Here is a 13,698-nt window from a genome sequence, read left to right as displayed (position 1 = left end):
GATGGATTTTTTTATGATGGGCTTACTAATCATAAGCTTTGCTTGTGTTTTGGCGTTAACAGTATGGTGCTACAAACTAGTAGAAGAGTAACGAGGAGGAAGTCAATTTGTGGATTTTTATGGGAGTAGTACTAGTATTTCTATTTGGTTATTTAGGGCATGCATTACTTTATCCAGAAAATTATTAAAGGCTGGGGGGACACACTATGTGGCAAATAGCCATCGTACTCATTATCTATCTACCGCTCGTTATTTTAACGGGTCATTATTTATATCGAGTAACATTACAACAAAAAACTTGGCTTGATCCTCTATTAGATAAAGTCGACGCAGCAATTTATAAAGTTTGCGGCATTAAACGACTTGATATGACGGGCAAAGAATATGTACTTTCATTAATTATTTCAAATGCCATGATGGTGTTTGTGGGATATATAATACTACGCATTCAAGCATTACTATTTTTAAATCCAAATAATATTGACAACATGGAAGCTACTCTTTCGTTTAACACAATTATTTCTTTTATAACGAATACAAATCTTCAGCATTATAGTGGTGAATCTGGACTCAGCTATTTATCACAGATGCTAGTCATTACTTTTATGATGTTTACATCAGCAGCTACAGGTTATGCCGCTTGTATGGCTTTCTGTCGTAGATTAGTAGCTAAAACAGATACGATAGGGAATTTTTTTGTCGATTTTGTTCGTGTTATTACTCGTATTTTAATGCCTTTTTCCATTGTTGTGGCTCTTATTTTAGTATCTCAAGGATCACCTCAAACCTTCAATGGCAATCAAACAGTACAAACAATAGAGGGTAAATTGCAAGATATTGCACTTGGACCTATTGCTTCTCTTGAATCTATTAAACATATAGGGACAAATGGTGGTGGTTTTAACGGAGCCAATTCAACCACACCTTTTGAAAATCCGACCGTTCTTTCAAATATAGTAGAGATGTTATCTATGATGTTATTACCAGGGGCATGTGTCATCGCTTTTAGTCTGATGGTTGCCTACAGAAAAGAGAAAACTATTTTTGGAAAACAGGGGTTAGCTATTTTTACGGCAATGAGTATATTGTTCCTCGTAGGATTAGTGACTGTGTACATTGCAGAGAAGGCTGGTAATCCATTCATTAGTGAACTCGGCATTACACAGGAGCTTGGGAGTATGGAAGGAAAAGAAATACGCTTTGGGGTAGCACAATCGGCATTATTTACGACTGTAACGACTGCATTTACTACAGGGTCTATTAACAATATGCATGATACTTTAACGCCACTTGGTGGTCTAGTACCTATGTTTAATATGATGCTCAATGTTGTGTTCGGAGGCAAAGGAGTTGGCCTGATGAACATGATGATGTATGTCCTGCTGACCATTTTCATTGCCTGTCTAATGATTGGTCGATCTCCACAGTTTTTAGGTAAAAAAATCGAAGAAAAAGAAATGAAATTAATTGCTCTTTGTATTCTAATTCATCCTGCTATTATTTTGCTCTTTTCAGCACTTGCGGTTGCAACACCATCTGGAATAGCTGGAATAACGAATCCAGGGGCACATGGATTATCACAAGTTCTATATGAATTTGCCTCTGCCTCTGCCAACAATGGCTCTGGCTTCGAAGGTTTAGCGGATAATTCAACCTTTTGGAATATAACAACAGGTTTTGCTATGTTCTTTGGTCGTTATGTAACTATAATTATTCAATTAGCTATCGCTTCTTTACTTGCTAATAAAGTAAGGCATAGCGATTCAGTAGGGACATTAAAAACGGATACGACAACTTTTACTTTTTTACTTGTGGCTGTCGTTTTGATGATTGGTGCGCTGACATTTTTACCAGCTTTAGCACTTGGTCCAATTACAGAGCACTTACAACTTTATTCTTAATGAGGAGAGACACATATGGAAACAGCAAGAAAAAGTTTTATGACTGGCGTCATACTAAAAAGAGCATTAATAGATGCTTTTAAGAAATTTAGCCCCATATATATGCTGAAGAATCCTGTTATGTTTGTTGTGGAGGTAGGATTTTTGTTCGTGTTACTATTAGTTCTTTTTCCAAATTTGTTTGGTAATGAGAGTGGAGAACATGCACGATTATATAATGGTATTGTAGCTATTATTCTATTTGTTACGATTCTATTTGCCAATTTTGCAGAGTCGATTGCAGAAGGAAGAGGGAAAGCACAGGTCCAAACATTAAAAAAAACAAAGACAGTGACACAGGCACGTGTTTTGCTAAATGATGGTTCTGAAATTTTTAAACTGGCACATGAATTAAAAAAAGGAGATATGGTGTTAGTTCAAGCTGGAGAGGTCATTCCCAATGATGGGGAGGTCATTGACGGAATTGCTACTGTAGATGAATCCGCAATTACAGGTGAATCTGCTCCTGTAGTGAAAGAACGGGGCGGAGATTTTTCGTCAGTTACGGGCGGGACGACGGTGACAAGTGATTGGTTGATAATCGAAATTACTTCCATGCCTGGTGAATCATTTCTAGATAAAATGATAACGCTTATTGAAGGAGCTAGTCGCAAGAAAACACCAAATGAAATAGCACTTAACACACTTCTTGTAAGTTTAACGATTATTTTTCTATTAGTTGTGGTGTCACTCTACCCAATGACAACTTATTTAAATGTGCCGATTTCTATCGCTACATTAATTGCCCTGACAGTTTGTCTAATTCCGACAACAATTGGTGGATTATTGTCGGCGATCGGAATTGCAGGAATGGATAGAGTAACACAATTTAATGTTATTGCGATGTCTGGTAGAGCGGTAGAGGCATGTGGAGATGTAGATACATTAATCCTAGATAAAACAGGAACGATCACGTATGGAAATCGCATGGCAGCTGAGTTTTTACCAGTAAAAGGGGTGGAAACTAAGGATTTAATTCGAGCTGCATGGCTAAGTTCTCTAACAGACGATACACCAGAGGGGAAATCTATTTTATCATTGGCCACCCAATTAGGGGTAAATACGGACAGTGAAGAAAACATGATTAAGTCAAGTGAGCATATTCCATTTACCGCACAGACACGAATGAGTGGTTTAGATACACTAGATGGCACTAAAGTTCGAAAGGGAGCCACTGATACGATAAAAAAAGAATGTATGAAAGCAGGTCATAGCATTCCTAGCAATTTGGATCAATTGGTTCAACAAGTGTCTTCTGTTGGTGGGACACCACTGTTAGTAGCGTTAAACGATAAAATTTTAGGGGTCATTTATTTAAAGGATGTCGTCAAGGCTGGACTGAAGGAACGCTTTGAACAACTTCGTGCAATGGGCATTAAAACGATTATGTGTACGGGTGATAATCCACTTACTGCAGCAGCAATCGCAAAGGAAGCGGGCGTAGATAGCTTTATTGCAGAAAGTAAGCCAGAAGATAAAATCCAAGTGATTAAAGACGAGCAGGCACAAGGTAAAGTTGTAGCGATGACGGGTGATGGTACGAATGATGCGCCAGCACTGGCACAGGCGAATGTAGGGCTTGCCATGAATTCAGGAACCAATGCAGCAAAGGAAGCTGCGAATATGGTTGATTTAGATTCAAATCCAACTAAAATTATTGAAGTTGTCGAAATTGGCAAGCAGTTGCTAATGACTCGCGGTGCTTTAACTACATTTAGTATTGCAAACGATATCGCAAAATATTTTGCTATTATTCCAGCTATGCTAATGGTTGCTGTACCTGAGATGAAAGCATTAAATATTATGAATCTCAATTCACCTACTAGTGCCATTATTTCTGCCTTAATTTTTAATGCGGTCATTATTCCATTGCTTATTCCAATCGCCATGAGAGGCGTTAAGTATAAGCCAATGAGTGCCGCGAAATTATTGAATAAAAATTTGCTTGTGTACGGTGTTGGCGGAATAATAGCACCGTTTATTGGCATTAAAATCATTGATCTACTAGTAGGACCATTATTTCGTATAGTTGGATTATAGGGAGGAAGCTATATGCGAAAAATTTTTGATAGTTCTAAGCAGGCATTACTTATAACAATCGCCATGTTCATTATATGTGGTTTAATATACCCGTTTGCCGTGACAGCTTTAGCCCAAGGGGTGTTTCATCAACAAGCAAATGGCAGTTTAATCGAAATGGACGGTCAAGCGGTTGGTTCTGAATTAATCGGTCAAAATTTTACTGCTCCAGAATATTTCTGGGGGCGTGTTTCATCTGTTAACTATAATATTTATACGAAAGAGGATATGCTACCAGATGACAATGGCGAAGTGAGCTACAGTGGTGTTAGCTCAGGTACATTTAACTATGCATCAACGAATCCAGAATTGAAGAAACGGATAGAGGCAGATATCGAGAAGTTTTTACTTGCAAATCCATCCGTACAACGACAAGATATACCTTCTGATTTAATGACTGCCTCAGGTTCAGGATTAGACCCACATATTAGTGTGAAGGCGGCACAAATACAAGTGGACCGAATTGCCCAAGCAAGTGGGCTTTCAAAGGAAGAAATTAATAAAATTATAGAGGCAAATATACAAAAACGTACATTAGGAGTATTTGGAGAAAATAAGGTGAACTTCCTTATGGCGAATCTGGAAATTAAGGGGAAAATGGATAAAGTTAAAGATTAAAAAACAGGTAGAGGAAGCCTCTCTACCTGTCTCTCTATATTAAGCTTGTGAATTTACAAGGATTTTAATATGATTTCGCTCTTTCATTAATGCCTCGAAACCCTCTGTCACCACTTCATCAAGTGCAATGCGTTTTGTGACAAGCTTGTCCGCAGGGAAGTAACCTTGTGTCATGAGCTCCATTACTGCTGGGAAAATATCACGGTACGCGATAATTCCTTTGACTGAACGCTCTGATAGAACAAGATTGTTTGGTTGAATAGATGCAGTAGACTCCCAAATAGATACGATGATTGTTTCGCCTTCAAAAGTTGTGGAATCAATGGCTTGTTGTAATACCACTGGAACACCTGTTACTTCAAAGGCAACGTCTACGCCGCCGTTTGTTAATTCATGTAGACGAGCTACTGCATCTTCGTCTTTAGGGTTAATTACGGCTGTTGCACCAAGTTCTAAAGCTTTTGCGGCACGCTCTGCTGAAAGCTCTACAGCATATATTTCTGCTGCGCCTGCTGCACGTAATGCTTCGATCACAAGAAGCCCGATTGGACCTGTTCCAAATACAGCCGCTTTGTCGCCAGCTTTCAATTTACTTTGACGTACTGCATGTAAGGCAACTGCTGCTGGCTCTACAAGTGCCCCTTGTTCATAAGAAAGACCTTCTGGCATTTTGTGAACCATTTTTTCATCTACCATTGTATATTCAGAGAATCCTCCGCCACCGCCTGATAAACCGTGGAAACCTAGGTGTTTACAAATATTGTATTTCCCTTTTTTACACGCTGCACATTCACCACATGCAAGGATCGGTTCAACAACGACAGGATCTCCCACTTTAACGGATGTTACACCATCGCCAGTTTCTACGACTTCTCCTGAGAATTCATGTCCCATAACAATTGGTGCGATATCTTTACTTACATAGTGAGGTTGCTCCACTGGAATAAAGATTGGCCCAGCTGCGTATTCATGTAAATCACTACCACAAATGCCTGTCCAATGTACTTTAATCTTTACTTTTCCAGGTGTGATGACTGGTTCTTCAATGTTTTCTACACGGATGTCTTTTGCTTTATACCATCTTGCTGCTTTCATAATCTCAACCTCCTATAATATCTTACAGCACCATCATAACATGTGGGAAATATGCTAATCATTAGTTCACTATAAATTGACATAAAAATTACATATTACTAGCGTTTTCGAACATTGTTACAGCGCTTTTTTGATTGCATATTCTGCGTATTTCAAGTACCTTTGATAAGGGCTTTGTTACGGTGATTATAAAACACTAAAATTATGTTTATGCTTGTAAGAAATAGGACGTAAATATACCTTAAAGTTCGAATCATGGTACAATGAGAAAGATGTTAGGAGGAACGAATGATGTCAAAATATACTGATTATAATTTTCAGCCATTTTTGCAGGACGCCATTGCAAAACTTGGCTTTACAGAACCGACACCAATTCAAAAAGAAATTATTCCACTTTTATTAAAAGGGAAGAGTGCCATTGGACAGGCACATACAGGAACAGGGAAAACACATAGTTTTTTAATTCCAATTGTTCAACGTATTGATGCAGAAAAACAGGAAGTACAGGCCGTTATTACTTCCCCTACACGAGAGCTGGCACAGCAAATTTTTGATGCTTTAAATCAATTAATAGAAGGAACTGCTATTCAAGCGAAACTATTTATTGGGGGTACGGACAAACAACGCTCCATTGATAAATTAAAAACACAACCTCAAATTGTTGTTGGAACACCTGGACGTATTCGTGATCTTGTTTCAGCACAAGCGTTATTTGTGCATACGGCACCAATGTTAGTTGTCGATGAAGCAGATTTAGCTTTCGATATGGGCTTCATAGAAGAGATTGATGGATTTGCTTCACAGATGCCAGAAAAGCTTGAAATGTATGTTTTTTCTGCAACGATTCCAGAAAAACTTCAGCCATTTTTAAAGAAATATATGGAAGCTCCAGTGCACATCCATATGAATGATAAACGACCAGTGGCAGAAGGTATCGATTTTGTACTTGTGCCAGTGCGCTCAAAATCTCGTAACAAACGTTTATTAGAAGTCATTGAAGGTATCAATCCGTTTTTAGCCGTTATTTTTACTAACACACGTAAAACGGCAGAGCATGTTGCTGGTTATTTAAATGAGCATGGCATCCGTTGTGGCCAAATTCATGGTGATTTAAGTCCACGTGATCGTAAAAAGATGATGAAGCAAATTCGTGAACTCGACTATCAATACATTGTTGCTACTGATTTAGCGGCACGTGGTATTGATATTCAAGGAATTTCTCATGTTATTAACTATGAAATTCCAGAGGACTTGGAATTCTTCATTCACCGAGTTGGACGTACAGCACGTGCAGGCAATAAAGGAACAGCCATTACTTTATTTGAACCGTCTGATGAGGATGCAGTAGTTCGTGTCGAAAAAATGGGCATTCCATTTGTGCAAAAAGACGTAAAAGATGGCGAATGGTCTGAGTTAAAAGAACGTCACGCACGTAAAAATCGCGTGAAGCAAGAGAATGAAATCGATGTGAAAGCGAAAGCGTTAGTGCGTAAGCCTAAAAAAGTTAAACCTGGCTATAAACGTAATATGAAATGGGAAATGGAAAAAATTAAAAAACGTGAACGTCGCTTAAAAGCACGAGGTAAAAAATAAGGGGGCTTTTACATGTTACTTGGCTCACATGTTTCGATGAGTGGGAAAGAAATGCTGCTTGGCTCTAGTAAAGAGGCACTATCTTACGGTGCTAATACATTTATGATTTATACAGGAGCTCCGCAAAATACGCGTCGTAAAGCCATTGCGGATTTAAACATTATGAATGGTCTCCTGCATATGAAAGAGCACGGCATGACGAATATTGTTGTGCATGCACCTTATATTATTAATATCGGCAACACAGAAAAACCAGAAACATTCCGCCTTGGGGTTGATTTTCTACAATCTGAAATTGAACGTACAGCAGCACTGGAAGCAACGCAAATTGTTTTGCATCCTGGTGCTCACGTCGGTGCTGGTGCTGACGCTGGGATTGCGAAAATTATTGAAGGCTTAAATGAGGTATTAACACAAGACTATCCCGTTCAAATTGCTTTAGAAACAATGGCAGGGAAAGGGACAGAATGTGGACGCTCCTTTGAAGAGCTCGCGAAAATTATAGATGGCGTCACTCATAACGAACGTCTTTCTGTCTGCTTTGATACTTGTCATACACATGATGCTGGCTATAATATTGTGGAAGATTTTGATGGTGTATTAAACGAATTTGATAAAATTATCGGTGTGGATCGCATTAAAGTCTTGCATATTAATGATTCAAAAAATGTGCGAGGTGCTGGTAAAGACCGTCACGAAAATATTGGCTTTGGTCATATTGGCTTTGATGCCCTAAACTATGTGGTGCACCATCCGCAATTGATGAATGTTCCTAAAATTTTAGAAACACCATTTGTGCCGCTAAATAGTGATGCAAAATCTAAGGTAGCTCCGTATAAAGTTGAAATTGAAATGCTACGAAGTGGTACATTTAAGCCTGAGCATATTGAAGCGTTAAAAGGCTAATACCCGATATGGAGCAAGATAAAGAAGCCCGAAATCAGTATAGTACACTGATTTCGGGCTTCTTTTTACTTTGTAAACAATGCGATGAGTTGACGAGAGCGCTTTCTTCCTAAAACCGCCTCAACTTCTACTAGAATGTCCTTTGGAATGCCTAAAAAAAGCCAAGAAAATGAGAATTGCTCCAAATAAGGTCGAAGTTTTTTGACTTCCGAAGTCGTAATGTTAAAGCCTTCTTCACGAGCAATCGCGACAATTTCCTTATCTGTGCTTTGTGACAATTGCTGTAAAAATTGAATACTCAAAGTCAATCCTCCTTTATCGCGTTTTATTTTCATGACATCATGTACACACGCGCAATCAGCCCATTCGAAAAAGCATCTGTCTTCTTTTCTTTACAAAAACTGCACTTTCCTTTATACTTACAATTTGTAAATCGTAATGATTTTGAATTAGAAAGAAGCGATCATGCATGAAAACAACACTTATTGATATTGAAAATGTGTCATTTCAATATGACTATACACACGTTTTAAAAAACATCTCTTTTCGTGTAGAAGAGGGTGATTTTTTAGCACTTCTCGGTCCGAATGGTTCTGGGAAATCAACGCTATTAAAAATCATTTTAGGTTTATTAAAGCCTTTGTCTGGAGAAATAAAATTATTTGGTGAACCAAGTGCAACCTTCAAGCATCGTGAATGGATTGGCTATGTTTCTCAAAAATCTAATGCCTTTAATTCTGGATTCCCAGCAACTGTGCAAGAGGTCGTGAAAAGTGGATTAACGAAAAAAATAGGGCTCTTTAAAAGACCAGGGCGAGATGCTAAAGGGAAAGTTCAAGCAGCTTTAAAAGCAGTTGGCATGGATGCTTTTATGCATCGTAACATTGGCGAGCTATCTGGTGGACAACAACAACGCGTCTTTATTGCAAGAGCTTTAGTTAGTGATCCAAAACTACTCATTTTAGATGAGCCAACTGTCGGCATTGATCATGAGAATGTGCAGTCATTTTATGATATGCTGGCGAAATTGAATCGGGAACAAGGAATTACCATGATTCTTGTCACACACGATGTCGATACGGTATCGAATCGCATTAGCCATGTGGCATGTTTAAATCAAACCATTCACTTCCACGGCTATAAAAATGACTTTGATAATATCTCCCAGGATGCGCTAGACGCTTGGTATGGTCATTCCGTGAGAAAGATTCATTAGAAGGAGTAGGCACCATGATTGAAGCAATTTTAAACTATGAATTTTTACAAAATGCCTTTTTCTCTGGATTATTAATTGGCATTCTTGCTCCATTATTAGGTGTGTTTATTGTTGTACGAAGGTTATCCTTAATTGCGGACGCTTTGTCACATGTAACACTTGCAGGAATTGCGGGGAGCTTATATATCAGTCAGTCTGTAACAGCCTTAGCCATGCTCAATCCTATTTATCTAGGAATACTAGCCTCTGTTAGTGGCTCTATTTTAATTGAGCGTCTAAGACGTTTGTATAAACACTATGAGGAGCTTGCCATTCCTATCATTATGTCAGGTGGTATCGGTATAAGTGCCATCTTTATCTCACTGGCTAGTGGCTTTAGCACAGATTTAATGAGCTATTTATTTGGCTCGGTATCTGCAGTGTCACGCCAAGACTTATGGGTTGTAATCGGAATTGCAGCTGTTGTCATTGTCTTTTTGTTTTTATTTTTTAAAGAATTATTTGTTTTATCTTTCGATGAGGAATATGCAAAAGCTAGTGGACTGCCGGCACGTTGGGTTCATCTTTTATTTATGATTGTGACAGCACTTGTCATTGCAGCAAGTATGCGCATAGTAGGGATTTTACTTGTGTCATCATTAATGACGTTACCTGTTGCAGCTGCAATGCGCTTGGCAAAAGGCTTTAAGCAAACGATCATCTATGCTATCCTCTTTGGAGAAACGGCTGTCTTAATTGGCCTAATTAGTGCCTTTTATATGGATTTAGCGCCGGGTGGTACGATTGTTGTCACTTCGATTTTGATTTTGTTACTAGTAATCCTAGGAAAGAAAGTAGCATTTAAAATGGCTGCAAAGCAGGGGGAGGTAGCACAATGAATGTTTCAAGAGCGTGGGAAATATTAAAAGAAAATGGCTATAAAAAAACAGATAAACGGGAGTTACTATTAGATATGTTTGCTGCAACAGATAAATATCTGACGGCCCGCGATTTATTGGACGTTTTAAAAAAGGATTTTCCAGGAATGAGTTTTGATACTATTTATCGCAACCTTGCTACTTTTGTGAAGCTGGGGATTTTAGAAGAAACGGAGCTATCAGGAGAACGTAACTTCCGTATGCACTGTGAATCTGCCCATCATCACCATCATTTCATCTGTATGGACTGTGGCAACGTCAAAGAGCTGAATCTTTGCCCAATGGAAATGCTAGGAGAAAAATTGCCTGACTATGAAATTGAAAATCATAAGTTCGAAATATATGGCAAATGTCCAGATTGTAAGCATGAAACGCTGTCAAATTAAAAGACGACAGCGTTTTTTCTATGTAGAAAGAGGGTAGCACCTATATAGGGCTACCCTCTTAACTTATTAAGCTACTGCTACTCTACGGATCGCAACAATTTTATTACAATCTACAATTAAAGGAGAAGCAGGTGCTGCACCTGGCTCAAGGAAGTATGCACAGCAAGTTCGTGGATCGAAGGAAATGAAAGTCACACCTAAGAAGCTAATACCTCCAGATAAGAAGATATCTAGTGTAGTAGCAAGCTCTAATTTTCTTAATTGTTGACAAATACAACTTCTACAGTTGCTGCTCATTCTTGGTGTACATTTTTCCTCTTTTTGACAAGGACATTTCTCAACTTTACGTTGACAGCATTTTTCCACCTTTTTAGGACATTTACAGCCTTGCCAGTTCATCTGTGTCGTATATCGTTTATCTTCCATCGTCTAGACCTCCCTTCCTCTAGTTTCGTAAGGGTAACCCTTACACTAATAATCTATGTTTGGTGCATAACTAGAGGTTGGCGATATGTCCGATAGGCAGCTTAAAAATCTATATTTCTCTCAAAATCTTTTGCATTGTGTAAAGCCCTAAGCTGAAAAATTGCTATAAATATCTAATTCAAATGATTTGTATGAGGATAGATTTGCATGATTTTTTTAAACAAAAAACGACGAGTCATTACAGAAACGTAATTCGTCGTCGTTTAGTATAAGTCTATTGATGTTTTTGTTGGAACGCTACCATGAAATCTCGTAAAGCCTCACAAGCCTCAAGAGGCACTGCATTGTAAGTGGAAGCACGACAGCCACCTACAGATCGATGCCCGTTTAGCCCTACAAAGCCTGCTGCCTTCGCCTCTGCAAGGAATTGCTTTTCAAGCTCCTCATCTGCAACACGGAATGTAATGTTCATTAAAGAACGGCTATCTGAAGCCGCATGACCTTTGTAGAAGCCATTACTATTGTCAATGGCATCATAAATCACTTTGGCCTTTAATTCATTGTGTTTTTCAATTGCAGCTACGCCACCTTTAGCTTCTACCCACTTTAACACCTCTCCTAGCATATAGATACCAAATGTCGGTGGTGTATTATACAGTGAATTACTATCAGCGTGTGTTGTGTATTTCAGCATTGTTGGGATATTTTTATTGGCTTTCTCAAGCAGATCTTTGCGAATAATGACGACCGTTACCCCTGATGGACCAAGGTTTTTTTGAGCGCCTGCATAGATGATTCCGAATTTTTCAATATCCACTGGTTTTGACAGAATATCACTAGACATATCGGCAATTAATGGAACATTTCCTGTGTCAGGATAATTTCTCCATTGTGTACCGTAGATCGTATTATTTGATGTGATGTGTACATAGGCATCATCTTCATTGAATTGAATGTCTGCTAAAGCAGGAATATTGCGGTATTGGTTTTCTTTTGTGCTTGCAGCTTCAACAGGTGTACCAAACAATTTCGCTTCCTTAAAAGCTTTTTCAGACCATGAGCCTGATAATACATAGCTAGCTTTTTGCTCAGTTGTTAAGAAGTTCATAGGAATCATTGTAAATTGAAGACTTGCGCCACCTTGTAAAAATAGCACCTCATAGTTTTCTGGAATGGCATAAAGTTTTTTTAATAAAGCAATGGCTTCGTTATGTACTTCGTCGAAAATAGCACTACGGTGACTCATTTCCATAATGGACATACCTGAATCACGGAAGTTTACTAATTGCTCTTGAGCTTTTTCTAATACTTCTTGTGGTAGTGCAGATGGACCTGCGTTGAAATTGTATGCACGTTGTGTCAAAGTGGTACACTCCTTGTTTGGTTAATAACAGAACTTTACTGGATTATACCCCAATTTTCAAGAGAAAAAATAAAATTCTTAATATTTGAGCAGAATAGCGACAGACTCGCAACAAAATGGTCACATTTAAGTCTGTTTTGAAGGTTAAATACGAATGAAAAGAAGTTTTGGTCAAATAAATAAGTTGTATATTTCGTGATTTATACATATTGCTGTGATTTAATTCGTGCAATGTTCGTTTTTGAAGATATGGGAATTATTCTACCATTATAGATAAAATGTATAAGAAGCACCAAAACAAGCAAAATCGATTGCAGTACTCTCTATTTTTGAAGAAAGGGACTTCTTACTTTACGACAGGTAAAGCAAGATTTTGTATAATCATAAGAGAGAATAGGAAAAAGAGGTGTTCAAAATGTTTACAGTAGAGAAAGCTTGTTTAGTGGTTGTGGACGTACAAGGAAAGTTAGCGACAATTGTGGATGACAGTGAAGCGATGATTGACAATGTAGCAAAGTTGGTACAAGCCATGCAAGCACTTGAAGTACCTATTTTATGGCTCGAACAAAATCCAAGTCGTTTAGGTGGAACAGCACTGGATATAGCCCAGCATTTACAAGGGCAACCCATTGCTAAAATGGCTTTTAGTGCTTGCCAGGAAGAGGCATTTGTGGAGGCGATGAAGGAAAGCGGACGTTCACAATTTATTGTCACGGGTATCGAAACACATATATGTGTGTACCAAACGGCGAGACAATTGAAGGAACAAGGATTTGAAGTGGAAGTTGTGGTAGATGCTGTGTCTTCTCGAACAAAGGCAAATAAAGAAATCGGGCTAACTAAGATGAATGCACTTGGTATTTATCCAACGAGCACAGAGATGATTTTATACGAGCTGTTACAACGTGCAGACCATGAACATTTTAAAACAATTTTACAGTTAGTGAAGTAAAAGGAAGTTAAAATTGAAACAATTGGTCTGGAACATGCAATCTTTGTAATAATAATTTTTGCTTTTAATAATAATGTACAAAAATATAATGATTTTATATAAATATGGTAGGTGTTCGATGGGTCTATAGACCTTTTTCGGACATCTTTTTTTATGGAAACAGATACGCGTAGGACACTACTCTTATAAAAGCTTCGCCATTCTAAT

Annotated in this window: 13 protein-coding genes; 9 read left to right on the top strand and 4 right to left on the bottom strand. The window is 38.3% G+C overall.

Annotation, left to right across the window (positions count from 1 at the left end):
* Positions 1–206 precede the first annotated feature (206 nt).
* Genes kdpA through kdpC form a run of 3 tightly spaced genes read left to right on the top strand, consistent with a single transcriptional unit; the run spans position 207 to position 4,637 of the window.
* Entirely contained in the window at positions 207–1,901 is a 1,695-nt protein-coding gene (gene kdpA / locus NV349_RS14575; RefSeq protein WP_271910340.1) for a potassium-transporting ATPase subunit KdpA, read from the top strand.
* 15 nt (positions 1,902–1,916) lie between these two features.
* Entirely contained in the window at positions 1,917–3,980 is a 2,064-nt protein-coding gene (gene kdpB, locus NV349_RS14570; protein ID WP_271910339.1) for a potassium-transporting ATPase subunit KdpB, read from the top strand.
* A gap of 12 nt (positions 3,981–3,992) precedes the next feature.
* Positions 3,993–4,637, top strand: a complete 645-nt coding sequence (kdpC, locus tag NV349_RS14565) for a K(+)-transporting ATPase subunit C (protein ID WP_058844120.1) — start codon at positions 3,993–3,995, stop codon at positions 4,635–4,637.
* A 39-nt stretch (positions 4,638–4,676) separates the two neighbouring features.
* On the opposite strand, the gene NV349_RS14560 is transcribed toward kdpC, so the two are convergent.
* The gene (locus tag NV349_RS14560; RefSeq protein ID WP_271910338.1) at positions 4,677–5,732 is read right to left on the bottom strand and encodes a 2,3-butanediol dehydrogenase; all 1,056 of its coding nucleotides are present in this window, start codon (positions 5,730–5,732) and stop codon (positions 4,677–4,679) included.
* Between the two features lie 291 nt (positions 5,733–6,023).
* Between NV349_RS14560 and NV349_RS14555 the strand changes: the two genes are divergently transcribed.
* Together NV349_RS14555 and NV349_RS14550 are read left to right on the top strand one after the other, a co-directional pair.
* The gene (locus tag NV349_RS14555; protein WP_036120423.1) at positions 6,024–7,325 is read left to right on the top strand and encodes a DEAD/DEAH box helicase; all 1,302 of its coding nucleotides are present in this window, start codon (positions 6,024–6,026) and stop codon (positions 7,323–7,325) included.
* Between the two features lie 12 nt (positions 7,326–7,337).
* The gene (locus tag NV349_RS14550) at positions 7,338–8,231 is read left to right on the top strand and encodes a deoxyribonuclease IV (RefSeq protein WP_141905082.1); all 894 of its coding nucleotides are present in this window, start codon (positions 7,338–7,340) and stop codon (positions 8,229–8,231) included.
* A gap of 65 nt (positions 8,232–8,296) precedes the next feature.
* On the opposite strand, the gene NV349_RS14545 is transcribed toward NV349_RS14550, so the two are convergent.
* Positions 8,297–8,533 (bottom strand): endonuclease IV, encoded by a 237-nt coding sequence (locus NV349_RS14545; protein ID WP_036120418.1) that lies wholly within the window; start codon positions 8,531–8,533, stop codon positions 8,297–8,299.
* 167 nt (positions 8,534–8,700) lie between these two features.
* Here NV349_RS14545 and NV349_RS14540 point away from each other — a divergent pair, with 167 nt between their 5' ends.
* Genes NV349_RS14540 through NV349_RS14530 form a run of 3 tightly spaced genes read left to right on the top strand, consistent with a single transcriptional unit; the run spans position 8,701 to position 10,750 of the window.
* A complete protein-coding gene (locus NV349_RS14540) occupies positions 8,701–9,447 on the top strand; it encodes a metal ABC transporter ATP-binding protein (RefSeq protein ID WP_036120413.1) in 747 nt (248 codons plus the stop codon).
* 14 nt (positions 9,448–9,461) lie between these two features.
* Positions 9,462–10,325: a metal ABC transporter permease gene (locus tag NV349_RS14535; RefSeq protein WP_036120412.1), complete on the top strand. Its 864-nt coding sequence runs from the start codon at positions 9,462–9,464 to the stop codon at positions 10,323–10,325.
* On the top strand, positions 10,322–10,750 hold the full coding sequence (locus NV349_RS14530; protein ID WP_036120410.1) for a Fur family transcriptional regulator: 429 nt from the start codon (positions 10,322–10,324) through the stop codon (positions 10,748–10,750). Before NV349_RS14535 ends, NV349_RS14530 begins: the two co-directional genes overlap by 4 nt.
* A gap of 66 nt (positions 10,751–10,816) precedes the next feature.
* Here the strand turns inward: NV349_RS14530 and NV349_RS14525 are convergent, their stop codons facing one another.
* A complete protein-coding gene (locus NV349_RS14525; RefSeq protein ID WP_036120408.1) occupies positions 10,817–11,176 on the bottom strand; it encodes a hypothetical protein in 360 nt (119 codons plus the stop codon).
* A gap of 274 nt (positions 11,177–11,450) precedes the next feature.
* Positions 11,451–12,539 (bottom strand): 3-phosphoserine/phosphohydroxythreonine transaminase, encoded by a 1,089-nt coding sequence (gene serC / locus NV349_RS14520; protein ID WP_271910337.1) that lies wholly within the window; start codon positions 12,537–12,539, stop codon positions 11,451–11,453.
* 415 nt (positions 12,540–12,954) lie between these two features.
* Here serC and NV349_RS14515 point away from each other — a divergent pair, with 415 nt between their 5' ends.
* The gene (locus NV349_RS14515) at positions 12,955–13,491 is read left to right on the top strand and encodes a hydrolase (RefSeq protein ID WP_036120402.1); all 537 of its coding nucleotides are present in this window, start codon (positions 12,955–12,957) and stop codon (positions 13,489–13,491) included.
* The last annotated feature ends 207 nt before the right edge of the window (positions 13,492–13,698 follow it).

Origin of the sequence: Lysinibacillus sp. OF-1 (assembly GCF_028356935.1) — a bacterium.
GTDB classification, from domain to species: Bacteria; Bacillota; Bacilli; order Bacillales_A; family Planococcaceae; genus Lysinibacillus; species Lysinibacillus fusiformis_D.
This window is presented reverse-complemented; position numbering and strand designations above follow the sequence as displayed.

Bases quoted from the DNA above. Each gene is read 5' to 3' on its own strand.
- NV349_RS14530 (WP_036120410.1), top strand. From the start codon at position 10,322: ATGAATGTTTCAAGAGCGTGGGAAATATTAAAAGAAAATGGCTATAAA.
- NV349_RS14525 (WP_036120408.1), bottom strand. From the start codon at position 11,176: ATGGAAGATAAACGATATACGACACAGATGAACTGGCAAGGCTGTAAA.
- kdpB (WP_271910339.1), top strand. From the start codon at position 1,917: ATGGAAACAGCAAGAAAAAGTTTTATGACTGGCGTCATACTAAAAAGA.
- NV349_RS14540 (WP_036120413.1), top strand. From the start codon at position 8,701: ATGAAAACAACACTTATTGATATTGAAAATGTGTCATTTCAATATGAC.
- kdpA (WP_271910340.1), top strand. From the start codon at position 207: ATGTGGCAAATAGCCATCGTACTCATTATCTATCTACCGCTCGTTATT.
- kdpC (WP_058844120.1), top strand. From the start codon at position 3,993: ATGCGAAAAATTTTTGATAGTTCTAAGCAGGCATTACTTATAACAATC.
- NV349_RS14535 (WP_036120412.1), top strand. From the start codon at position 9,462: ATGATTGAAGCAATTTTAAACTATGAATTTTTACAAAATGCCTTTTTC.
- NV349_RS14560 (WP_271910338.1), bottom strand. From the start codon at position 5,732: ATGAAAGCAGCAAGATGGTATAAAGCAAAAGACATCCGTGTAGAAAAC.
- NV349_RS14515 (WP_036120402.1), top strand. From the start codon at position 12,955: ATGTTTACAGTAGAGAAAGCTTGTTTAGTGGTTGTGGACGTACAAGGA.
- NV349_RS14550 (WP_141905082.1), top strand. From the start codon at position 7,338: ATGTTACTTGGCTCACATGTTTCGATGAGTGGGAAAGAAATGCTGCTT.
- NV349_RS14555 (WP_036120423.1), top strand. From the start codon at position 6,024: ATGTCAAAATATACTGATTATAATTTTCAGCCATTTTTGCAGGACGCC.